Genomic DNA, 25,784 nt, shown 5'->3' with positions numbered 1-25,784 from the left:
ATGTAGATGTACCGCGTGAAGGACTCAGTCGTGCTGTTCGTCGCCGTCCCATGAGTCAGGTGGACAACCATTGGGCTGAGCGTGTCAGTCCCGTTCCAGGTGAAGGTTGAGTTCAGATTCTGGTTTGGTACCAGCGTGTAGCCTGCTGGAATCTCGTCAGTGTAGTAGGTCGTTGGCTCTGCCCCGTCAGTTGCCGGCTTCCCAGTCTTGACCGTCAGACCAGTCTTGACAGGAACGTCGTACTGCAGAACTACTGCCTGGTTGTTGTCGTCATCCACGAACTGAACTGGCAATTTGCCCGAGTTGCTGTCGTAGATGAAGACTACCTTGGCATCTGCGGTATCAGAAGTAACCGTTACCTTTGGAGCTGAACTGTGATCAGTTTCCAGCGTGTAGCCCGGAATGTCGGTAGCAGTTTGGGCATCCCAAACTGGGTTGTCACTCTTCCAGTCACTGGTCGTTGTCTTGCCAGTTACCAGGTCCTTCGTCGTGTTCTGGACGAAGGTAACCGTCTGGGTGTTCACGAGCTTTTCAGCCTTGTCGTTGGCATCCTTGAACTGCCGGTAGATCGACCGAACCACGTTCTTCGTCTGACTATTGATGACCTGAGTTGCGTGCTTTAAGTGAACGGTGATCGAAACATCACTCTTGCCGACCGTCCAGGTGTTGCCGTAGTTAGCATCCGGCTGCGTCGAACTCAGGACGTAGTTAGTCGGGATGTTGCTGCTGATGTTGGTACTCTTAACCTCACCGTAAGTTCCTTTGATGCTGTATGAGTTGCCTACAGTAGCGCCGTTATTGTCGTCATCAACGAAGCTGACCGTGGCCTTTTGGGTCGTCTGGTTGTAGTAGACATCAACCACCGTGTCATCGGTATTAGCCGTGACATCTTGTTTAGCCACCGTTGCCGGGTTTGGTGCGTAGCCGTCCACGTTTTCTGGCGTGTATTCTGGCCAGTTAGTAGCAGAACCGCTAGCAACCGTCCATGCAGTCTCCTTGCCATCATTCAGCTTTTGAGTCGTGCCAGACAAAACGTTGATGTTCCGTGTGAATTCAACCTTTTGTGGAACATATGTCGTGTTGCCAGATGGCAGGTGCAGCTCAATCATCCGCGTTGCCGTATGGGTATCTGCTTGCGTCGTGTATGGAACATACGGAACGAACTTGGTGTACGTGAAGTCTGTTGTCATCGACGTCAAGTGTTCCTTATTGATAGCTTCAAGCACTTGTGCCTTAGTGTAGGCAGAGAAAGTGTTGTTATCAAGCGTTGGGTTCTTAGCGTAGTTGTCTTGTTCAGACTGAGCCCATCCCTTGACAGTGCCATAGCCTGGGTTGATCTCGTACCCAGCAATGGTTGGTGCAGCACTGAGAACATCATCTGGATTGAGTGCCGTGATCCCACTCTTCAGATCAACATCGGTACCAGTAATCAGACTGGTTACCATATCTTGGTCATAGTAGAGCGTTGCCGTATCGGTTTGCTTATCCCATTGCATGTTCCACTTAATATCATCATCATTCAGATTGCCAGTTTCACCAGTCTTGGTGATTGCTGGAACAAAGGCCCGACTGAGGTTGATAGCAGTCGAAGTACTAATCTTCTTGTGCTTCAAGTGGATAGTAATGTCTTTATTGCCGCTCGTCTCGAAGGTGTAGCTTGTTGGCAGGTTCGTCTCACTAGTTGCCAGTTCGTAACGACTGTCCGGAACCTTGATGGTAATTGGGATAGTTTGTCCAGCGCGGCCCTTGATGGTTGTTTCGTTGCCAACCTGGGCTTCGTTGTTGTCGTCATCAACGTACTTGATGTTGGCAGTGTACTGGTTGTAAGCAGCATCCGCCGTGTAGGTGATGTCGACCGTCGTGTTAGTCGTCTCGTTTGGATATACGACTTGGCTAGCAACGGTGTCCTGACTCGGCTTGTAGCCGTCGAAGTCAGGTGCCGTGAAGCTTGCCCAGCTGTTCTTCGTGGAGTCGCTCAGTGTCCAGTCGTCGTCAGGAATATCAATCGTGACGCCACCCTTCAGCTGAATGACCTTAACGTTCTTTTGAACCTGAACACTCTGGTTCGTGGTTGTAGTCGTGCCATCCACTGGGTTGTGAACGTTGATCGTCCGCGTGATCTGGCTGGTCGACGTACTGTTTTCATACTTCAGGTAAGTGATGTACGTAGTCGTGTCGGATTCAGACTCATCATGCTGGACGTCAGTCTTTGCAGGAATGCTCGTGACAATGTTCTGCTTGATGTTGCCACCGGCAAGTGCGGAAGCAACGTCAGCAGGTGCAAGGTCAACCGTGATGTAGCCGGCCTTTTGCGGAATAGCGTATGAGTCCCAAGTCCCGCTGGCTGGCGTGTAGTCACGCCACAGGATCTTGCCAGTTGTCAGGTCGTCCTCACCAGTGTAGTCGAAACCGATTGCGTTGGTGTTGTCAGGATGTTGTTCCTTCACGAGTTGTGGATCATTCGTAACTGCTTGTCCGGCAAATTGGTGAACATCTGCGGAGGCCTGAGTGCCGTCTTCGTTGTAGAACTTCAGCGTCCGAACAGAGGATGATGAATCCTTAGAGGTGGCAACATTGTGGGTCAGCTTGATCACGATTGGATCGTTGCCGCTGGCCTTGAAGGTGTAGGTGGTTGGCAGCGTCTGTCCATCAGCCAGGATGTAGCCGGCTGGAACCGTCAGACCAGTGTTGACCGTCTGACCAGTCTTACCAGCGACTGTCATCGCATCGCCGACCTTCTTCGGGTTGGTGCTGTAGTCGATGTGGACGTTGTGAGCGTCGTTATCGTACTTGAAGGCATCCTCGAACTGGTATTGAACCGTCTGAGCATTTGCCGCGTAGGTCACGTCGACTACGACATTATCGGTGTCGGCCGTGACGTTGTTGTTGGCATCAATGCTGGTAGCATTCGAAGCTTCGCCGGAAGTCCCCTCGGTCTTGACTTGAGAGGTGTAGCCGGTCTGTTGCGGAACTGGATATGCATCCCAGCGACCAGTCGTCTCACCAGTGTCAGTGCCAGTAGCAGAGGCATCAGTGTAGACGTGCCATGGCGTATAGGTGTCACCAGTCGTCGGGTTGTGCGTCCCGGTCCGGCCGAAGACAACGCTCTGAACCATACTATTGGTCGTGCCATCAGGGTTGGTAGTATTGATGGTCCGGGTGACAGTCTGCCGCAGCTTCGTCAGGTCAGTGATTGGCGAGTCAGTACCCTTGAAGACAATCGTATAGGTCTGGTTGCCAGCTGGCTGCTTCAAGCCGGTCGTGAATGGATCAACGGAAATGTCGTAGCCCTTGGCCTTAACGGCTGTAATCGCCGCCTTGACATCCGCATTCGTCGTCTCGGTCTGGCTAATGTCAGTCCGGTAATCGGCGTTGAATGTGACGTCATCGTTCAGGCTCTTGCCATTTGCGTCAACGAACTTGACGGTATCGGTGTAGTTTTTGGCCTTGTAGTAGATATTGACGGTGTAGTCAGTCTGCGTCGTCGTCTCTGGGTTAATCTGAACTGGCTTCGAGAAGTCTGCATACCATTCATTAGCAACCTTCGGATCAACGTACTCAGTGTACCCTTCAACGGCGTTAGCAGCCAAGACTGGATCGTCGCCGTCAACTTTGCCAATCCAGCCATTCGTGTAGCCAGATCTGAGAGTCCAAGGACCATAGCTCATGCTGCCAGTGACATCGTTCTTAGTAGTAGTCCGAGTGTAGTACTGGTATTGCGTTGCCGTGTGAGCAGTCGAGGTTGGAATCGTCCCGTCTTCACGTGGCGTGAAGTAGTTGATCGTCCGCTCGTAGGTCTTGTTTTCAGAACCAATCATCAGGTTGGAGTCCAGCGTGATCGTCCACGTCTGGTCGCCACTTGGCTGAGTAATTGCCTGGATGGTGCCGTTCGTGACGGTCATGCCATTGTCGGCGTGGTCGAACTTCCAGCCACTGTTAAGCAGCTTGGTCAGCTCGCTTTGCGCATTCGTAAGGTTGACATTCTGGTTGTAGAAACCAGTGACACCGTTCTTGTCTTGGAATTCCTCGTTACCTTTAACAATAACCGCTGTGTGTTTGTTGTACGGGTTCGGATCGTTTGCATAGTTAACATTTCCAGCAACATTCGTATTGTAGAAGTTGTCGTCAGTAATTGTTGCCAAGACATTACCGCTCTTATCAACAATCTTCACAGTGTTGTTGTATTGGTGTGGTCTGCAAATTACATCATAGAAAATGTTATTCATGTTCAACCCATCAGTGCCAAGGATAAGGTCCCGCCAATCATCATCTGTCTTGTACTGAACAGTGTTATCCGGGGTAACTGCCTGATCGAATGATGAATCGTAAGAAATAGATGTGTTGTAGTCACCATCGGTAGTCGTCATAGAGTTGCTGCTACCGTCTGAGTACGTGTATTCCTTCAAAGTCCCACCTAAGGCTTCTTGAAGAGACTTATTCGTGCTTATCTTGCCCAATGATGGAATTTCGTCAACTGACTGACCATTGTAAACGATGGTCGTTGAGTGAGTTACTGACCCAGTTACCCGGTCAACGCTACCAGTAACAGTGATGATTGCTTTTTGCGATTCAGAAGCAATCGAGTTGCTGCTTTCCTTAATACCGTTCTGATCCGCCTTATAAGCTCTCCATTGACGTACGTACGTCCCACTAGTAGTCCGACTGGTAGTATTGTGCTTCAGGTGAACCGTAATCGTCTGGTTAGCATCATCCGTGAAGGTGTAGGTGCTTGGTGACGTACCGACTTGTTTCCAAGCATCCTTCAAGCCCTTATATCCAGTCAAGCCACTAACGTAAGTGGTGACCCCGGTACTTGCTGAGGTGCTGTAAGACCCTCTGATAATGGTTGATCCAACTAAGCTGCCATTGTTGTCATCATCGACATATTCAATGGTTGCTGATTCAGCATTCGCCTCGTAGGTGATGTCGACGACAGAGTCCTTAGTTTCAGGCGTAACGCCGACTGCTGGAACATCGGTTGCGGTTGCGCCATCAGTAGTAATCGATGGCGTGTAGCCGGTGACCGTCTGGACAGTGTAGGCTGGCCAGGTCGTGCTGGTAGCCGTCCATTTGGTTGCTGATGTGCTTTCGTGAGTGACGGCGTTAACCGTGACCGTCCGCGTGAAGGTGACGGATTGAACCGTCGAGGTCATGGTGCTGCCAGGCAGCGTGACGTTGATCGTCCGCGTGATCGTCCTGGTTTCAGTACTGTTGACCATCCCTTGTTGGACGTAGTAATTGAACTCGGTGGCGTTCCCCTCAGCAAGCAACCGATAGCCGTTTGCCCAGTGGCTAGTGAATTCTGTGTTTAACTGGTAATCGTCTGCGTAATCAGCTTGCAAAGCCGCAATGTACCCACTTGGGACGATTGACTTCGCGGTGGCAACTGGATCGATAACTTGGTTGGTAACCCCTGTTATCGTTCTACTCGCCAGTGTCGCTCCAGTAGCTGCATCTTTTGCGTTAACAACTACTTCGTGCTGACCTGGCTTGTAAGTGAACGTTGCAGTCTGCTCAGTGATCGTCTGGCCGATCTTACTGTTATCCCAGGTGATGGTAATTGCACCGTTGTTCTTAGAGTCGCTGATGGTGTATCCAGGTACATCTGGAGCAATCCGTTCAGCGATCGTGTTCTCACCCTTCGTGCTATCCGGCGTGTCGTAAGTCGACGTGCCAGTTACCAAGTCGGTAGTCCGTACGATCGTGACGGTTTGTGGTGACAAGCTGTGCGTAGACTCAACGTTGCCTTCAGAGTTCAGGAATTGTTGTACCGCATTCCGAACGAAGGTTTCAGTATCAGTCTGACGCTTGTGCCGTACGCTGACAACGTAGGCATCAGTACCGTTGATTGTGATGCTCTGAACAGTGTCGCCAACCAGCTCGTAGTTCGTTGGCAAGGACTTGGTAGTGTAGGAAACACTCGTACCAATCTTGCCACTTACGGAGTCAGCCAGGTTGGTCATGATGGAGTTGCCGTTGTCGACATCCACGTATTCAACAGGCCGAGTGACGATCGAGTTAACAAGCGAGGTCGATGCAGATTCGCTTTGTACGTAGCTGAGTGAGAGCGAGTTGCTGTAGCTGATGCTCAGGCTCGTGCTCTTGACGTAACTGATAGATAAGCTCTGGCTGTAGCTCTGGCTCAAGCTCGTGCTTTGAACCCGACTAATTGAGATACTCGTTACCGTTGAAGTGCTGTAGCTGACGCTCAAGCTCGTGCTGTAACTTGCACTCAGACTTGTACTGTAGCTGTAGCTCGTGCTCAGGCTCTGGCTTACTACCTGGCTTGTGCTGATGCTCAGGCTGGTGCTCTTAACCGTGCTCAGGCTCTGACTCGTCGATACAGACGTTGAGGTACTGTAGCTGATGCTCAAGCTGTTGCTGGAGCTGTAACTCATGCTGGTGCTCTGACTCGTCGATACAGACAACGAAGTACTGTAACTGACACTCAGGCTTGTACTGTAGCTCATGGAGACAGATGCACTGTAGCTGTAGCTTGTACTAATTGAAGTGCTGTAACTCATCGATACAGATGCGCTGTAGCTGTAACTCGTGCTGAGACTCGTGCTGTAGCTTGAACTCAGACTTGCACTGTAGCTGTAGCTCGTGCTCAAGTTCTGGCTTACTACCTGGCTTGTACTGATGCTCAAGCTCGTGCTCTTAACCGTGCTCAGGCTCTGACTCGTCGATACAGACGTTGAAGTACTGTAGCTGACACTCAGGCTCGTGCTGTAGCTTGCACTTAGGCTCGTACTGTAGCTCTGGCTAGTACTAATGCTCTGGCTCGTACTGATGATTTGACTCGTCGATACGGAAGTAGAAGTACTGTAGCTTACGCTCAAGCTGGTGCTGTAGCTTGCACTCAGACTCGTGCTGTAGCTCTGGCTAGTACTAATACTCAGACTCGTACTCTTGACTTGACTCGTCGATACCGAACTCGAAGTACTGTAGCTGATGCTCAAACTGTTGCTGGAGCTGTAGCTCATGCTCGTGCTTTGACTAGTCGATACAGAAGTCGAAGTGCTGTAGCTAAGACTCAAGCTCCGGCTGTAGCTCATCGATACGGACGTGCTGGTTACATAACTCGTACTGATCGAAGTGCTGTAACTTGCACTCAAGCTTGCGCTGTAACTGTAGCTGACGCTCAGACTCGTGCTGTAGCTTTGACTGAGACTCGTGCTGGAGCTGTAGCTAGTGCTCAAGTTCTGGCTTACTACCTGGCTTGTACTGATGCTCAGGCTCGTGCTCTTAACTGTGCTCAGGCTCTGACTCGTCGATACGGAAGTCGAAGTACTGTAGCTGACACTCAGGCTTGTGCTGTAGCTATCACTCAGGCTCGTACTGTAACTCATGGATACAGATGCACTGGCTACGTAGCTCGTACTGATTGAAGTACTGTAACTCATCGATACAGATGCGCTGTAACTGTAACTAGTGGCCAGGCTTGTGCTGTAGCTCATGCTGAGGCTTGAACTGTAGCTGTAGCTAGTACTCAAGCTCGTGCTCTTGACGTAGCTCATCGAGATGCTCTGGCTGAGCGATGTGCTGTAGCTTGCACTCAGAACAGAGCTAGTACTCTGGCTAATACTGATACTCAAGCTGGTGCTCCGGCTAGTACTAATCATTTGACTCGTCGATACAGACGTTGAAGTGCTGTAGCTGACACTCAAGCTTGTGCTGTAGCTAGTGCTCAAACTTGCGCTGTAGCTCTGGCTAGTACTAATGCTGAGACTCGTGCTCTTGACTTGACTCGTCGATACAGAGCTCGAAGTACTGTAGCTGATGCTCAAGCTGTGGCTGTAGCTGTAACTCATGCTAGTGCTCTGACTAGTTGATACAGACGTTGAAGTACTGTAACTTGCACTCAAGCTCCGGCTGTAGCTCATCGATACGGACGTGCTGGTTACGTAGCTCGTACTGATCGAAGTGCTGTAACTTGCACTCAAGCTTGCACTGTAACTGTAGCTGACGCTCAGGCTCGTGCTGTAGCTCTGACTCAAGCTGGTGCTAGAGCTGTAACTCGTACTCAGAACAGAACTAGTACTCTGGCTAATGCTGAGGCTCAGGCTCGTGCTCCGGCTCGTACTAATGATTTGACTCGTCGATACAGAACTCGAAGTACTGTAGCTAATGCTCAAGCTGTGGCTGTAGCTATAACTCAGACTCGTGCTGTAGCTCAGGCTAGTACTAATGCTGAGACTCGTGCTCTTTACTTGACTCGTCGATACAGAGCTCGAAGTACTGTAGCTGATGCTCAGGCTGTTGCTGTAGCTGTAGCTCATGCTGGTGCTCTGACTAGTTGATACAGACGTTGAAGTACTGTAGCTAACACTCAGACTCGTGCTGTAGCTCATTGATACAGATGCGCTGTAGCTGTAGCTCGTACTAATCGAAGTGCTGTAACTCATCGATACAGATGCGCTGTAGCTGTAACTCGTGCTGAGACTCGTACTGTAGCTCTGGCTGAGACTTGCACTGTAACTGTAACTCGTACTCAAGCTCGTGCTCTTAACGTAGCTAGTCGAGATGCTAGTGCTGAGTGAGCTGCTGTAGCTTGCACTCAGAACAGAGCTAGTACTCTGGCTAATACTGATACTCAAGCTCGTGCTCCGGCTAGTACTAATCATCTGACTAGTCGATACTGACAGCGAAGTACTGTAGCTGACGCTGAGACTGTTGCTGTAGCTTGCACTCAGGCTCGTGCTGTAGCTCTGGCTAGTACTAATGCTCAGACTCGTACTCTTAACCTGACTCGTCGATACAGAACTCGAAGTACTGTAGCTAATGCTCAGGCTGTTACTGTAGCTGTAGCTCATGCTGGTGCTCTGACTAGTTGATACAGATGTTGAAGTACTGTAGCTGACACTCAAGCTGGTGCTGTAACTCATCGATACAGATGCACTGTAACTGTAGCTAGTACTCAAGCTCGTGCTGTAACTTGCACTCAGACTTGAACTATAGCTGTAGCTGGTGCTGAGACTCGTGCTTGCAACAATGCTTGTCGATACACTCGTGCTCAGGCTAGAGCTCGTTACGTAGCTCGTCGATACGCTCAAGCTATTGCTCAAGCTGGTGCTCAGTGAAGTACTCAAGCTGGTGCTGAGACTCGTGCTTACACTCTGACTAGTCGATACGCTAGTTGAAGTACTGTAACTTACGCTCAGGCTCGTGCTGTAGCTCATAGATACAGATGCACTGTAGCTGTAGCTCGTACTCAAGCTCGTGCTGTAACTTGCACTCAGGCTGGAGCTGTAACTGTAGCTCGTGCTCAGGCTTGCGCTAGTTACGTAGCTCGTCGATACGCTTGTGCTAAGTGATGTGCTGTAGCTTGCGCTCAAGGATGCGCTGTAGCTGTAGCTTGTGCTTACGCTCAGGCTCATGCTCCGACTAGTACTAATCATCTGACTCGTGGATACTGACAGCGAAGTACTGTAGCTTGCACTCAGACTTGCACTGGTTACGTAGCTCGTCGATACAGAGATTGAAGTGCTCAGTGAGCTGCTGAGTGAAGTGCTCAAGCTGGTGCTCAAGCTCTGACTCGTCGATACGCTAGTCGAAGTACTGTAACTTACGCTCAGGCTCGTGCTGTAGCTCATAGATACAGATGCACTGTAGCTGTAGCTCGTGCTGAGGCTAGTGCTGTAACTTGCACTCAGGCTTGCGCTGTAGCTGTAACTCGTGCTCAGACTGGAGCTCGTTACGTAGCTAGTCGAGATGCTGGTGCTGAGTGATGTGCTGTAGCTTGCGCTCAAGGATGCACTGTAGCTGTAGCTCGTGCTTACGCTCAGGCTCATGCTCCGACTAGTACTAATCATCTGACTAGTCGATACCGACAGCGAAGTACTGTAGCTTGCACTCAGACTTGCACTGGTTACGTAGCTTGTCGATACAGAGAGTGACGTGCTCAGTGAACCGCTGAGTGAAGTACTCAAGCTGGTGCTCAAGCTTTGACTCGTCGATACCGAAGTCGAAGTACTGTAGCTGACGCTCAGGCTCGTGCTGTAGCTCATCGATACGGATGCGCTGTAGCTGTAGCTAGTACTCAAGCTCGTGCTGTAGCTTGCACTCAGACTTGAACTATAGCTGTAGCTGGTGCTGAGACTCGTGCTTGCAACAATGCTTGTCGATACACTCGTGCTCAGGCTGGAGCTCGTTACGTAGCTCGTCGATACGCTCAAGCTATTGCTCAAGCTGGTGCTCAGTGAAGTACTCAAGCTGGTGCTGAGACTCGTGCTTGTACTCTGACTCGTCGATACCGAAGTCGAAGTACTGTAGCTGACACTCAGGCTCGTACTGTAGCTCATCGATACAGATGCACTGTAGCTGTAGCTCGTGCTCAGTGAAGTACTGTAACTTGCGCTCAGACTTGCACTGTAGCTGTAGCTCGTGCTCAGGCTCGTGCTCTTGACCTGACTAGTGGATACACTCGTGCTCAAACTAGAGCTCGTTACGTAGCTAGTTGAGATAGACAGTGATGTGCTGAGGCTGCTGCTCAAGCTAGAACTCAGGCTTGTGCTGAGACTCATGCTTACAACTTGGCTAGTGGATACCGAAGTCGAAGTACTGTAGCTGACACTCAAGCTCGTGCTGTAACTTGCACTCAGGCTTGCGCTGTAACTGTAGCTTGTGCTCAGGCTCGTGCTGTAGCTTGCACTCAGGCTGGAGCTGTAGCTGTAGCTCGTGCTCAAGCTTGTGCTCTTGACGTAGCTAGTTGATACGCTCTGGCTTAAGCTCAGGCTCTGGCTTGCAACTTGACTAGTCGATACAGAAACTGAAGTGCTGTAGCTCTGGCTGAGGCTGGAGCTCGTTACGTAGCTAGTCGATACCGAAGTTGAAGCGCTGAGGCTTGTACTCAGTGAAGTGCTGAGACTCGTGCTTACACTCTGACTCGTCGATACAGAAGTTGAAGTACTGTAACTTACGCTCAGGCTCGTGCTGTAACTCATCGATACAGAAGCACTGTAGCTGTAGCTCGTACTCAAGCTGGTACTGTAGCTTGCGCTGAGACTTGCACTGTAGCTGTAGCTAGTGCTGAGACTCGTGCTTGCAACCGTACTCAGTGATGCAGAGGTTACGGTGCTGGTACTGTAACTTGTGCTGAGGCTAGTACTAATGCTCTGACTGAGTGAAGTGCTCAAACTCAGGCTCAGGCTCTGACTCAAACTAGTTGAAGTCGAGATTGAAGTGCTGAGTGAGCTGCTGAGGCTTGTGCTCAGTGACGTGCTAAGACTCATGCTGGTGCTCTGACTAGTCGATACAGAAGTTGAAGTGCTGTAGCTGACACTCAGACTCGTGCTGTAGCTCTGGCTGAGTGATGCGCTGTAGCTGTAACTCGTGCTGAGGCTAGTACTGTAACTTGCGCTCAGGCTGGAACTGTAGCTGTAACTAGTGCTCAGGCTCGTGCTCTTGACGTAGCTCGTCGATACGCTCGTGCTCAAACTGGAGCTCGTTACATAGCTCGTCGATACGCTCGTGCTGATTGATGAGCTGTAGCTTGCACTCAGACTTGCACTGGTTACGTAGCTCGTCGATACAGAGAGTGACGTGCTCAGTGAACCGCTGAGTGAAGTGCTCAAGCTGGTGCTCAAGCTTTGACTCGTCGATACAGACGTTGAAGTGCTGTAACTTACGCTCAAGCTCCGGCTGTAGCTCATCGATACAGATGCACTATAACTGTAGCTAGTGCTCAGGCTCGTGCTGTAGCTTGAGCTCAGACTTGCACTGTAGCTGTAGCTGGTGCTGAGACTCATACTCTTTTCCTGACTAATAGATACAGAGGTTACGGTACTACTACTGTAACTTGCGCTCAGGCTCGTACTAATGCTCTGGCTGAGTGAAGTACTCAAGCTCAAGCTCAGGCTCTGACTCAGACTAGTCGATGTCGAAATCGAAGTGCTGAGTGAACTGCTCAGGCTCGTGCTCAGTGAAGTGCTGAGGCTCATGCTGGTACTCTGACTCGTTGATACGCTAGTTGAAGTACTGTAGCTGACACTTAGGCTCGTGCTGTAACTTGCACTCAGACTTGCACTGTAGCTGTAGCTCGTACTCAAGCTGGTACTGTAGCTTGCGCTGAGGCTTGAACTGTAGCTGTAACTCGTACTCAGACTCGTGCTTGCCACGATGCTTGTAGATACGCTCGTGCTCAAGCTGGAGCTGGTTACGTAGCTGGTCGATACGCTCAAGCTTGCACTCAGGCTCGTGCTCAATGAAGTACTCAAGCTCGTGCTCAGACTCATGCTTGCGCTCTGACTAGTCGATACTGAAGTTGAAGTGCTGTAACTTACGCTCAGGCTCGTACTGTAGCTCAGGCTCAGACTTGCGCTGTAGCTGTAGCTCGTGCTCAGTGAAGTACTGTAACTTGCACTCAGGCTGGAGCTGTAGCTGTAACTGGTGCTAAGACTCGTGCTTGCAACAATGCTTGTCGATACAGAAGTTGAAGTACTGCCGCTGTAACTTGCGCTCAGGCTCGTACTAATGCTCTGACTGAGTGAAGTGCTCAAGCTCAGGCTCAGGCTCTGACTCAGACTAGTTGAGGTTGAAAGTGACGTGCTCAGTGAACTGCTCAGGCTCGTGCTCAGTGACGTGCTGAGACTCATGCTGGTACTCTGACTCGTTGATACGCTAGTTGAAGTACTGTAGCTGACACTTAGGCTCGTGCTGTAACTCATCGATACGGATGCACTGTAGCTGTAGCTAGTACTCAAGCTAGTGCTGTAGCTTGCGCTGAGACTTGAGCTGTAGCTGTAGCTGGTGCTCAGACTCGTGCTTGCCACGATGCTCGTCGATACGCTGGTACTCAAGCTAGAACTCGTTACGTAACTCGTCGATACGCTCAAGCTTGCACTCAGGCTCGTGCTCAATGAAGTACTCAAGCTCGTGCTGAGACTCATGCTTGCGCTTTGGCTCGTTGATACTGAAGTTGAAGTGCTGTAACTTACGCTCAGGCTCGTACTGTAGCTCAGGCTGAGTGATGCGCTGTAGCTGTAACTCGTGCTGAGGCTAGTACTGTAACTTGCGCTCAGGCTAGAGCTGTAACTGTAGCTCGTGCTGAGGCTCGTGCTTGCTACGATGCTCGTCGATACGCTCGTGCTCAGGCTAGAACTCGTTACGTAGCTGGTCGATACGCTCAAGCTTGCACTCAGGCTGGAGCTCAATGAAGTACTCAAGCTAGTGCTGAGACTCGTGCTCAGGCTTTGACTAGTTGATACGGACGTTGACTGAACGTAACTAGTGCTCAAACTCGTGCTGTAGCTCATGCTGAGCGATGCACTGTAGCTGTAACTAGTACTCAAGCTGGTACTGTAACTTGCACTCAGACTAGAACTGTAGCTGTAGCTCGTGCTGAGACTCGTGCTTGCCACGATGCTCGTCGATACGCTCGTGCTCAAGCTAGAACTCGTTACGTAACTCGTCGATACGCTCAAGCTTGCACTCAGGCTCGTGCTCAATGAAGTACTCAGGCTAGTGCTGAGACTCATGCTCGTGCTCTGACTTGTAGATACGCTAGTCGAAGTACTGTAACTTACGCTCAAGCTGGTGCTGTAGCTCATGCTCAGGCTTGCGCTGTAACTGTAACTCGTGCTCAATGACGTGCTGTAACTTGCACTCAGGCTGGAGCTGTAGCTGTAGCTCGTGCTGAGACTCGTGCTTGCTACGATACTCATCGATGCAGAGGTTGAAGTGCTGGAGCTGTAGCTTGCACTCAGGCTAGAACTTACACTGACACTCAGGCTCGTGCTCAGGCTCTGACTCAAGCTAGTTGAGGTTGAGATCGAAGTGCTGAGTGAAGTACTCAGTGACGTGCTCAAGCTAGAACTGAGGCTCGTGCTCAGGCTCTGACTAGTCGATACAGAGGTTGACTGAACGTAGCTCGTGCTCAAGCTAGTGCTGTAACTCATGCTCAAGGATGCGCTGTAACTATAGCTAGTTGAAAGGCTCGTGCTGTAACTTGCACTCAGACTTGCACTGTAGCTGTAGCTGGTGCTCAGGCTGGAGCTCGTTACGTAGCTCGTCGATACGCTCGTGCTCAGTGAAGTACTGTAGCTTGCAGATACGGAAGCACTGACGCTAGCAGATACAGAAGTTGAAGTGCTGTAGCTGGTGCTCAAGCTTGCGCTGTAGCTGCCACTTACACTCGTACTAATGCTCTGACTTACAACCGTTGATACAGAAGCTGACATGCTGGAGCTTACGGATACGGAAGTTGAAGTTACGTAGCTCGTACTGATTGAAGTGCTGTAAGAGCTACTCAAGCTTGCACTGTAACTGTAGCTCGTGCTCAGTGAAGTACTGTAACTTGCACTCAGGCTGGAGCTGTAGCTGTAACTCGTGCTGAGACTCGTGCTTGCTACGATGCTCATCGATACGCTCGTGCTCAAGCTAGAACTCGTTACGTAACTTGTCGATACGCTCAAGCTATTGCTCAGGCTGGAGCTAAGTGAAGTACTCAAGCTCGTGCTGAGACTCGTGCTCAGGCTTTGACTAGTCGATACAGAAGTTGACTGAACGTAACTAGTGCTCAAGCTAGTGCTGTAGCTCATGCTCAGGCTTGCGCTGTAACTGTAACTCGTGCTCAGGCTCGTGCTGTAGCTTGCACTTAAGCTTGCGCTGTAGCTGTAGCTCGTGCTCAGGCTTGCGCTGGTTACGTAGCTAGTCGATACGCTCGTGCTCAGTGAAGTACTGTAGCTTGCACTCAGACTTGCACTTGTTGATTGACTCAGGCTCGTGCTGTAACTTGCACTGACAACCGTGCTCGTGCTGATGCTGTAGCTAGTGGAAAGTGATACAGAAGTTGAAGTACTGTAGCTTGCGCTGACAGATTGACTCGTGCTAGTTGATACAGATGCACTGGCAACATAGCTGACACTTGTTGAAGTACTGTAGCTTGCACTGACAGAGGCACTGACACTGTAACTAGTGCTGAGGCTTGTGCTGTAACTTGCACTCAGACTTGCACTGTAACTGTAGCTCGTGCTCAAGCTTGCGCTGGTTACGTAACTAGTAGATACGCTCGTGCTCAACGAAGTACTGTAACTTGCACTCAGGCTCGAACTTACTACCTGACTCATGCTCGTGCTGTAACTTGCACTGACTACCGTGCTCGTGCTGATGCTGTAGCTAGTGGAAAGTGATACAGAAGTTGAAGTGCTGTAGCTCAAACTAGTCGATGCACTGTAACTAGTTGATACAGAAGCACTGACACTGTAGCTCGTACTCAAGCTGGTGCTGTAACTCAGGCTCAGGCTCGTGCTACTGCTCTGGCTAGCAACAGCTGATACAGAGGTTGAAGTGCTGTAGCTTGCAGATACCGAAGTGCTGGTTACGTAGCTCGTGCTCGTTGAGGTGCTGTAACTTGCACTGACAGATGCACTGACAGAGTAACTAGTGCTGAGGCTCGTGCTGTAACTTGCACTCAAGCTTGCACTGTAGCTGTAGCTCGTGCTCAGGCTTGCACTGGTTACGTAGCTAGTCGATACGCTCGTGCTCAGTGAAGTACTGTAACTTGCACTCAGACTAGAACTTACTACTTGACTTGTGCTGGAGCTGTAGCTTGCACTGACTACCGTGCTCGTGCTGATGCTGTAACTAGTGGAGATTGATACAGAAGTTGAAGTACTGTAGCTTGCACTTACAGATTGACTCGTGCTCGTTGATACAGATGCACTGGCAACATAGCTGACACTCGTTGACGTACTGTAGCTTGCACTGACAGAGGCACTGACACTGTAACTAGTGCTGAGGCTCGTGCTGTAACTTGCACTCAGACTTGCGCTGTAGCTGTAGCTCGTGCTCAGGCTTGCGCTGGTTACGTAGCTAGTCGATACGCTCGTGCTCAGTGAAGTACTGTAACTTGCACTGAGACTAGAGCTTACTACCTGACTCGTGCTGGTGCTGTAGCTTGCACTGACAACCGTGCTCGTGCTGATGCTGTAACTAGTGGAAATCGATACAGAAGTTGATGTGCTGTAGCTTGCGCTGACAGATTGACTCGTGCTTGTTGATACAGATGCGCTAGCAACATAGCTGACACTCGTTGAGGTGCTGTAGCTTGCTGATACAGAAGCACTGATGCTGTAACTCGTGCTCAGACTCGTGCTGTAACTTGCGCTCAAGCTTGCACTGTAGCTGTAGCTGGTACTCAAGCTTGCGCTGGTTACATAGCTAGTCGATACGCTGACACTCGTTGAGGTGCTGTAGCTAGTGCTCAGACTTGCACTGTAGCTGCCACTTACACTCGTGCTAATGCTCTGGCTTACGACCGTCGATGTAGAAGCCGACTCACTGGAGCTTACGGATACGGAAGTGCTGGTTACATAGCTAGTACTGATTGAACTGCTGTAGCTTGCACTTACTGAAGCACTGACAATGTAACTCGTGCTCAGGCTGCTACTGTAACTTACGCTCAGGCTTGAACTGTAGCTGTAGCTGGTGCTCAAGCTTGCGCTGGTTACGTAACTAGTCGATACACTGGCACTCGTTGAAGTGCTGTAGCTTGCGCTGACAGATTGACTCGTGCTCGTTGATACAGATGCACTGGCAACATAGCTGACACTAGTCGAGGTGCTGTAGCTTGCCGATACAGAAGCACTGATGCTGTAGCTCGTGCTCAGGCTCGTGCTGTAACTCTGGCTCAGACTTGCGCTGTAGCTGTAGCTGGTACTCAAGCTTGCGCTGGTTACGTAGCTTGTAGATACACTCGTGCTCAGTGAAGTGCTGTAGCTTGCACTCAAGCTAGAGCTTACTACCTGACTCGTGCTGGTGCTGTAACTTGCACTGACAACTGCGCTGGTGCTGGTGCTGTAGCTAGTGGAGATTGATACAGAAGTTGAAGTACTGTAGCTTGCGCTGACAGATTGACTCGTGCTGGTTGATACAGATGCGCTAGCAACATAGCTGACACTGGTTGATGTACTGTAGCTTGCACTTACAGAAGCACTGATGCTGTAACTAGTGCTCAAGCTCGTGCTGTAACTCTGGCTCAGACTTGCGCTGTAGCTGTAGCTCGTGCTCAAGCTTGCGCTGGTTACGTAACTAGTAGATACGCTGACGCTTGCTGACGTGCTGTAACTTGCTGAGATTGATGCGCTGTAGCTGTAGCTCGTGCTCAGGCTCGTACTGTAACTGGTGCTCAGGCTTGAACTGTAGCTTTGACTCAGGCTCGTTGATACAGAAGTCGAAGTAATGTAGCTAGTACTGATTGAGCTGCTGTAGCTCGTGCTGATTGAGGCTGAAGTTACATAGCTCGTGCTGGTTGAAGTACTGTAGCTTGCGGATACAGAAGCGCTGATACTGTAGCTCGTGCTCAGGCTCGTGCTGTAACTTGCACTCAGACTTGCACTTGCACTGTAGCTAGTGCTGAATGAAGTGCTGGTGCTGTAGCTTGCGGACGTCGATACAGACGTTGAAGTGCTGTAACTGGTACTGAACGATGCACTCGTGCTGTAGCTTGCAGAGATCGATACAGATGTTGAAGTACTGTAGCTCAGACTAGTCGATGCACTGTAGCTTGCCGATACAGATGCACTTACTGAGTAGCTGGTACTCAAGCTCGTGCTGTAGCTTGCACTCAGACTTGCACTGTAGCTGTAGCTCGTACTCATGCTTGCACTTGCGACATAGCTAGTAGATACGCTGGTGCTCGTTGAAGTACTGTAACTTGCACTGACGGAAGCACTGACGCTAGTAGATACGGAAGTTGAAGTGCTGTAAGAGCTGCTCAGGCTTGAACTGTAGCTTTGACTCAAGCTCGTTGATTCAGATGCAGAAACAATGTAGCTAGTGCTAATTGAACTGCTGTAGCTGGTACTGATTGAGGTCGAAGTTACATAGCTCGTGCTGGTTGAAGTACTGTAGCTTGCAGATACCGAAGCGCTGATGCTGTAGCTGGTGCTCAGGCTCGTGCTGTAGCTTGCACTCAGGCTTGCGCTGTAGCTGTAGCTCGTGCTGAGGCTTGCACTGGTTACGTAGCTAGTTGATACGCTCGTGCTCAGTGAAGTACTGTAGCTTGCACTCAGACTTGCACTGGTTGATTGACTCAGGCTCGTGCTGTAACTTCCACTGACAACTGCGCTCGTACTCGTGCTGTAGCTAGTGGAGATTGATACAGACGTTGACGTACTGTAACTTGCACTGACAGATTGACTCGTGCTCGTTGATACAGATGCACTTGATACGTAGCTGACACTAGTTGAAGTACTGTAGCTTGCGGATACCGAAGCGCTGATGCTGTAGCTCGTGCTCAAGCTGGTACTGTAGCTCTGGCTAAGACTTGCGCTGTAGCTGTAACTCGTGCTCAGGCTTGCGCTGGCAACGTAACTAGTCGATACGCTGACGCTTGCTGACGTGCTGTAGCTTGCAGAGATCGATGCGCTGACGCTAGTAGATACAGAAGTTGAAGTACTGTAAGAGCTGCTCAGGCTTGCACTATAGCTGCCGCTCAGACTCGTACTAATGCTCTGACTTACGACCGTCGATGTAGAAGCAGACGTGCTGGAGCTTACCGATACGGATGTGCTGGTTACGTAACTCGTACTAATAGAAGCACTGTAACTTGCACTCAAGCTTGCGCTGTAACTGTAGCTCGTGCTCAGGCTCGTGCTGTAACTAGTACTCAGGCTTGAACTGTAGCTGTAGCTCGTACTCAAGCTTGCACTAGCAACGTAGCTAGTAGATACGCTCGTGCTGGTTGAAGTACTGTAAGAGCTGCTCAGGCTTGCGCTGCTGCTGGAGCTGGTGCTGTAGGATACAGAAGTTGAAACAACGTAGCTCGTGCTAATTGAGCTGCTGTAACTTGCACTGACTGAAGTTGAAGTTACATAGCTGGTGCTGATCGAAGTGCTGTAGCTTGCGGAGACAGATGCACTGACAATGTAGCTCGTGCTCAGGCTCGTGCTGTAACTTGCACTCAGGCTTGCGCTAGCGCTTGTGCTTTGAGCAACGCTAGTACTCAAGCTGTAGCTTCCGGAAATAGATACGGAAGTTGAAGTTACGTAGCTCAGACTAGTCGATGCACTGTAGCTTGCGGAGACAGATGCGCTGACGCTGTAGCTGGTGCTCAAACTAGTGCTGTAGCTTGCACTCAGACTTGCGCTGTAGCTGTAGCTAGTGCTCAAGCTTGCACTGGTTACGTAGCTAGTCGATACGCTCGTGCTGGTCGAAGTGCTGTAACTTGCACTCAGGCTTGCACTGCTGCTGGAGCTGGTGCTGTACGATACAGAAGTTGAAACAACGTAACTAGTACTAATTGAACTGCTGTAGCTTGCACTGACTGAAGTTGAAGTTACATAGCTGGTGCTGATCGAAGTGCTGTAGCTTGCGGATACAGATGCACTGGCAACGTAGCTGGTGCTCAGGCTCGTGCTGTAGCTGGAGCTCAGACTTGCACTGTAGCTGAAGCTCGTACTCAAGCTTGCACTGGCAACGTAGCTAGTAGATACGCTGACGCTTGCTGACGTGCTGTAGCTTGCGGAGACGGATGCACTGACGCTCGTTGATACAGAAGTTGAGGTACTGTAGCTTGCGCTGGTCGATGCACTGTAGCTTGCAGATACAGAAGCACTGACACTGTAACTCGTGCTCAGGCTAGTACTGTAACTTGCACTCAGACTTGCACTTGCACTGTAGCTCGTACTGAATGAAGTGCTGGTACTGATGCTTGCAGAGGTAGATACAGAGGTTGAAGTGCTGTAACTAGTACTGAAGGATGCACTCGTGCTGTAGCTTGCGGAAATTGATACAGACGTTGAAGTGCTGTAGCTCAGACTGGTTGATGCACTGTAACTTGCGGAGACAGAAGCACTGACACTGTAGCTGGTGCTCAGGCTTGCACTGTAAGAACCACTGATTGATGCACTCTGGCTGTTCAGTGATGCGCTAATCGATGCACTTTGGGCGTAAGAACTGCTCAGACTTGCACTGTAGCTCTGGCTCAGGCTTTGACTGGCAACTGCACTCGTTGATGCACTAGCACTGGAGCTTGCGGATGCGCTGTAACTTGCACTGGTAGAACCACTGTAAGATGCGCTCAGTGAGCTGGAAGTACTGTAGCTTGCGCTAGAACTTGCAGAGTAGCTGGTGCTCGTGGATGCGCTGTAGCTTGCAGATACAGAAGCACTGACACTGTAACTCGTGCTCAAGGAAGCACTGTAGGAACCACTGATTGATGCACTCTGGCTGTTCAGTGATGCACTGATCGATGCGCTAATGCTGTAGCTCGTGCTCAGGCTTGCACTGTAGCTTTGACTCAAGCTCTGACTAGCAACTGCGCTCGTGGATGCGCTGGTGCTGGAGCTTGCGGATGCACTGTAGCTTGCGCTGCTGGATGCACTGTAAGATGCACTCAGTGAACTGGAAGTGCTGTAACTTGCACTGGAGCTTGCGGAGTAACTTGCGCTGTTAGATTGACTGTAGCTTGCGCTCGTGGATGCGCTCTGACTGTAAGAGGTGCTCAGACTTGTGCTGTAACTCTGACTCAGGCTTGCGCTGGCACTGTAGCTCGTGCTGTAGGAGGCACTTGCGCTGGTGCTGCCAGATGCACTAATGGAAGAACTGGTGCTGTAGCTCTGACTCAGACTTGCGCTGTAGCTGTAGCTCAGGCTCAAGGATACAGAGGTCGAAACAATGTAGCTGATGCTGATCGACGTGCTGTAGCTTGCGCTGATTGAACTAGATACTGCGTAACTGCTGCTCAGGCTTGCGCTGTAGCTCTGACTCAGGCTTGCACTGTTGCTGTAGCTCGTGCTGAATGATGCACTTGCACTGTAGCTACCAGATACACTGACGGAAGAACTGGTACTGTAGCTTGCACTCAGTGAACTGGAGGTGCTGTAGCTTGCACTAGAACTTGCGGAGTAGCTGGTGCTCGTGGATGCACTGTAGCTTGCGGATACAGAAGCACTGATGCTGTAACTCGTGCTCAGGCTGCTGCTGTAACTCTGGCTCAGGCTCTGGCTAGCAACTGCACTAGCACTTGCACTGGCGCTGGCGCTAGCACTGGCAGAACTGCTTGCGCTCAGTGATGCGCTGTAGCTGCCACTCAGGGAGTTAGAAGCGCTGGTACTTGCGCTGGCGCTCTGACTGTAACTCTGGCTCAGGCTTGCACTGTAGGAGCTGCTCAGGCTGGAGCTTGCAGAGTAACTGGTGCTGAATGATGCACTAGAACTGTAGCTTGCGCTGACGCTGACAGAGGTTGAAGTACTGTAACTCTGGCTCAAGCTTGCACTGTAGCTCTGACTCAGGCTAAGTGACTCGGAGCTAGAAACAATGTAGCTCGTGCTGGTTGATGAACTGTAGCTTGCGCTGACAGAACTGGAGGTTTCGTAACTCAGGCTAGTTGATTGACTGTAGCTCGTGGAGATAGAAGCACTGGTGCTGTAGCTTGCACTAAGACTGGTGCTGTAACTCTGACTCAGGCTTGCACTGTAGCTGTAGCTCGTGCTGAATGATGCGCTGGCGCTGTAACTTGCCGACGTGCTTACGGAAGTTGACGTGCTGTAGGATGCGCTCAGTGAACTAGATACACTGTATGATGCGCTGGCACTTGCGCTGTAGCTGCCACTCAGGCTGGAGCTGTAGCTTTGACTCAAGCTAGTTGATACGGAGCTAGAAACAATGTAGCTCGTGCTGGTTGATGAACTGTAACTTGCACTGACAGAGCTGGACGTTTCGTAGCTCAGGCTCGTTGATTGACTGTAGCTTGTAGATACGGAAGCACTTGTACTATAACTTGCACTCAAGCTGGTGCTGTAGGAAGCACTGATTGAAGCACTCTGGCTGTTCAGCGATGCGCTGACGGAAGCGCTGATGCTGTAGCTCGTGCTCAGTGAAGTACTGTAGCTCTGGCTCAGACTTGCGCTTGCACTGTAGCTGGTGCTGAATGATGCACTGGAGCTGTAGCTTTCACTGACGCTGACAGAAGAACTGGTGCTGTAGCTCGTGCTCAAGCTTGCACTAGAGCTCTGACTCATGCTCGTTGATACAGAGCTAGAAACAATGTAGCTCGTGCTGGTTGATGAACTATAGCTTGCGCTGACAGAACTTGAGGTTTCGTAACTCAGGCTCGTTGATTGACTGTAGCTCGTGGAGATAGAAGCACTGGTACTGTAGGATGCACTCAAGCTGGTGCTGTAGGAAGCACTGATTGAAGCACTCTGGCTGTTCAGCGATGCGCTGACGGAAGCACTGATGCTGTAGCTCGTGCTCAGCGAAGTACTGTAGCTCTGGCTCAGGCTTGCGCTTGCACTGTAGCTGGTGCTGAACGATGCACTTGCGCTGTAGCTTGCCGACGTGCTTACAGAAGTTGACGTGCTGTAAGATGCGCTCAGTGAACTAGATACACTGTAGGATGCGCTGGCACTTGCACTGTAAGAACCACTCAGGCTGGAGCTGTAGCTTTGACTCAAGCTCGTTGATACGGAGCTAGAAACAATGTAGCTCGTGCTGGTTGATGAACTGTAGCTTGCGCTGACAGAACTGGAGGTTTCGTAACTTAAGCTCGTTGACTGACTGTAGCTCGTGGAGATAGAAGCACTGGTGCTGTAGGATGCACTCAGACTCGTGCTGTAGCTCTGACTCAGGCTGGAGCTTGCACTGTAGCTGGTACTGAATGATGCACTGGCACTGTAACTTGCGGACGTGCTTACAGAAGTTGACGTGCTGTAGGAACCGCTCAAGCTGGTGCTGTAGGATGCGCTAATTGATGCACTCTGACTGTTCAGTGATGCACTGACAGAAGCACTGATGCTGTAGCTCGTGCTCAGTGAAGTACTGTAGCTCTGACTCAGACTTGCACTTGCGCTGTAACTCGTGCTGAACGATGCACTTGCACTGTAGCTTGCCGACGTGCTTGCAGAAGTTGAAGTACTGTAGGAGGCGCTCAGAACGCTGGAAGTGCTGTAGCTTGCACTGTAGGAGGCACTGTAAGAGCCACTCAGTGAACTAGATGCGCTGTAACTTGCACTAGAACTTGCACTATAGGAGGCACTCAGGCTCGTGCTGTAGGATGCGCTGATTGAAGCACTCTGACTGTTCAGCGATGCGCTGACGGAAGCACTGATGCTGTAGCTCGTGCTCAGGCTAGTACTGTAACTCTGGCTCAGGCTGGAGCTTGCGCTGTAGCTGGTGCTGAACGATGCACTGGCACTGTAACTTGCGGACGTGCTTACAGAAGTTGACGTGCTGTAGGAACCGCTCAAGCTGGTGCTGTACGATGCGCTAATTGATGCACTCTGACTGTTCAGCGATGCACTGACGGAGGCACTAATGCTGTAACTCGTGCTCAGGCTCGTGCTGTAGCTTTGACTCAGGCTGGAGCTTGCGCTGTAGCTGGTGCTGAATGATGCGCTGGAACTGTAGCTTTCACTTGCACTTACAGAGGTCGAAGTACTGTAGCTCTGACTCAGACTTGCACTGTAGCTCTGGCTCAGGCTCGTTGATACGGAGCTAGAAACAATGTAGCTGGTGCTGGTTGAAGAACTGTAGCTTGCGCTGACAGAACTTGAGGTTTCGTAGCTCAGGCTCGTTGATTGACTGTAGCTAGTGGAGATAGAAGCACTGGTGCTGTAAGAAGCACTCAAGCTGGTGCTGTAACTCTGACTCAGGCTGGAACTTGCACTGTAGCTCGTGCTGAATGATGCACTGGAGCTATAACTTGCGCTGGCGCTGACAGAAGTTGAAGTACTGTAAGAAGCACTCAGTGAGCTAGATACACTGTAAGATGCACTAGCACTCTGACTGTAACTGGTACTCAGGCTTGCGCTGTAGCTCTGACTCAGGCTCGTGCTTGCGCTGTAACTGGTGCTGAACGATGCACTGGAGCTGTAGCTTGCGCTGGCGCTGACAGAAGTACTGGTGCTGTAAGATGTGCTCGTTGATGCACTGTAGCTTGCGGATACCGAAGCACTAATGCTGTAGCTGGTACTCAAGCTTGCACTGTAGCTTTGACTCAGGCTAATTGATTCAGAGTTAGAAACAAAGTAACTGGTGCTCAGGCTCGTGCTGTAGCTCTGGCTCAAACTGGTGCTTGCGCTGTAACTAGTGCTGAATGATGCACTTGCGCTGTAGCTTGCACTGGCACTGACAGAGCTTGAAGTACTGTAGGAGTCGCTCAGTGAATTAGATGCACTGTAGGATGCGCTCGTTGATGCACTGTAAGATGCGCTCAAGCTCGTGCTGTAGGAGGCACTAATTGATGCACTCTGACTGTTCAGTGATGCACTGACAGAAGCACTAATGCTGTAGCTGGTACTCAGACTAGTACTGTAACTCTGGCTCAGGCTAGAACTTGCGCTGTAGCTCGTGCTGAATGATGCACTTGAACTGTAGCTTGCAGAAGTGCTTGCGGAAGTTGAAGAACTGTAGGAAGCACTCAGAACGCTGGAAGTGCTGTAGCTTGCGCTGTAGGAAGCACTGTAGGAGGCACTCAGTGAACTGGATGAACTATAGGATGAACTTGCGCTCAGGCTGTAGCTCGTGCTCAGGCTTGCGCTATAGCTTTGACTCAGGCTAGAACTTGCGCTGTAGCTCGTGCTGAACGATGCACTGGAGCTGTAACTTGCGCTGGCACTGACAGAAGTACTGGTACTGTAAGATGCACTAGTTGATGCACTGTAGCTAGCGGAAACAGATACACTCTGGCTGTAGCTCTGACTCAGACTTGAACTGTAGCTCTGGCTCATGCTCGTTGATACGGAGCTAGAAACAATGTAGCTCGTGCTGGTTGATGAACTGTAGCTGGCACTCAGCGAACTGGAGGTTTCGTAGCTCAGGCTCGTTGATGCACTGTAGCTTGCAGAGATAGAAGAACTCAGGCTGTAGCTCGTGCTCAGGCTTGCGCTGTAGCTTTGACTCAGACTAGAACTTGCGCTGTAGCTCGTGCTAAATGATGCACTGGAACTGTAACTAGCAGAAGTGCTTGCGGAAGTTGAAGAACTGTAGGAAGCACTCAGAACGCTGGAAGTACTGTAACTTGCGCTGTAGGAAGCACTGTAGGAGGCACTCAGAACACTAGAGGTACTGTAGCTAGCACTGGATGATTGACTGTAGGATACGCTCGTCGATGCGCTGTAGGATGCGCTAACCGATGCGCTGACACTGTAGCTGGCACTCAGGCTGGTGCTGTAACTCTGGCTCAGACTTGAACTGTAGCTGTAGCTGGTGCTGAATGATGCACTGGTGCTGTAGCTAGCTGAAGTGCTTACGGAAGTAGAAGTGCTGTAGGATACGCTCGTCGATGCACTGTAAGAAGCACTCGTTGATGCACTAACGCTGTAAGAAGCGCTCAGGCTGGCACTGTAGGAACCACTCAGACTTGCACTAGCGCTGTTGACCGAAGCACTCAGGCTGGCACTCGTTGCGTAGGAAAGACTGAGGCTTGCACTGTAAGATGCACTCAGACTGTCACTGGAACTGTAGGAGGCACTCATCCGTTCACTAGCGCTGACGGATTCGCTCAGACTGTTAGAAGCAGAAACACTGTAAGATGCACTCAGACTGAAGCTGGAACTCTGTGATTCACTGAAGCTGAGTGAGTTGGAAACATTGTAACTGGTGCTGAGGGAATCGCTGTAGCTGCCGCTGACAGAACCACTGGTGCTGTAGGAGGCACTCAGGGATCCGCTGTAAGAACCGCTGATGGAAGCACTCAGGCTGTTAGCTGAAGCACTCGCGGATAAGCTAGAACTGTAGGAACCGCTCAGGCTGGAGCTGTAAGATGCACTCAGACTAGCACTTGAACTGTAGGAGTTGCTCAGCATTTCGCTGGCACTCAGGGAGTATGAAGAGCTCAA

Annotated in this window: 1 protein-coding gene (only partly in view); it reads right to left on the bottom strand. The window is 50.6% G+C overall.

Going from position 1 to position 25,784, the window contains the following annotated elements; translation table 11 throughout:
• On the bottom strand, window positions 1-25,784 hold the 5' portion of the coding sequence (locus LKE23_RS00310; protein WP_291977456.1) for a mucin-binding protein. The gene continues 4,477 nt to the left of window position 1, outside the view; only the first 25,784 of its 30,261 coding nucleotides appear in the window; it begins with the start codon at window positions 25,782-25,784; the stop codon falls past the left edge of the window.

It is taken from the genome of Limosilactobacillus sp. (assembly GCF_022482365.1).
In the GTDB taxonomy this organism is placed as follows: Bacteria; Bacillota; Bacilli; order Lactobacillales; family Lactobacillaceae; genus Limosilactobacillus.
This window is presented reverse-complemented; position numbering and strand designations above follow the sequence as displayed.